Source organism: Micromonospora lutea (genome assembly GCF_016863535.1).
GTDB classification, from domain to species: Bacteria; Actinomycetota; Actinomycetes; order Mycobacteriales; family Micromonosporaceae; genus Micromonospora; species Micromonospora lutea.
The window spans coordinates 1-957 of record NZ_BOPB01000017.1; the positions used below are offsets into that span (position 1 = coordinate 1).

General features: G+C 73.2%; 1 pseudogene. It reads right to left on the reverse strand.

Annotated elements, in window-relative coordinates:
* Window positions 1–93: 93 nt before the first annotated feature.
* Window positions 94–957 (reverse strand): annotated as a pseudogene (locus Vlu01_RS17190) (hypothetical protein); the annotation flags it as partial.

Sequence of the window (957 nt, forward strand, 5' to 3'; positions counted from 1 at the left end):
CACGTCACAGTCGAGGGCCACCCGGAATCGGGTCGGCCCTCGACTGCGTTGCGTCGTTGATACGACGTACTCAGGAAGGATGTACCTGTGAGTTCAGCACCTCAGGGCGGAGACCGCCCCCGGGGCTACGAGGATCGCTCCGCGGATCGCGACGGCGGACCCCGTCGCGATGACCGCTCGTCGCGTTCGGACCGGGGAGAGGCACGAGGCTCTCGCGACGGCGGACGCGACGCCGGCGGCGACCGTGGCCGATCTGGGGGCTTCCGCCGGGATGGTGACCGTCGTGAGGGCGGCTTCCGCGACAGCGGCCGCTCGGGCGGTGGATTCCGGGGTGAACGCGGCGACCGTGGATTCGGCGGACGCGACGGTTCCGGCGAACGCGACCGTAGCAGTGGCGGCTTCCGTGCTGAGGGAGACCGCCGCGAGGGAGACCGCCGTGAGGGCGGGTTCCGGCGCGACGGCGGCGAGCGCTCCGGTGGCTTCCGGGGCGGCGACCGGGCATCTGGGGGCTTCCGCAGCGGTGAGCGTCGTGACGGTGGCTTCCGGGGCGGCGACCGCCGTGAGGGTGGCTTCCGCGATGGTGACCGTCGCGAGGGTGGTTTCCGTCGGGACGCGGGCGAGCGGGGCGGTGGCTTCCGTGGTGGTGACCGCCGTGAGGGCGGCGGTTTCCGCGACGGCGAACGCCGGGACGGCGGTTTCCGGGACCGTCGTGACGGCTTCGGCGGCGAGCGCCGCGACGGTGAGCGCCGTGAAGGTGGTTTCCGCGGTGGCGATCGTCGTGAGGGTGGCTTCCGCGGTGGCGACCGTCGTGAGGGCGGGTTCCGCGACGGTGAGCGCCGTGACGGTGGCTTCCGGGGCGGCGACCGCCGCGACGGTGGTTTCCGTGATGGTGACCGCCGTGAGGGTGGCTTCCGCGACGGTGAGCGCCGCGACGGTGGTTTCCGCGGTGGCGATCGT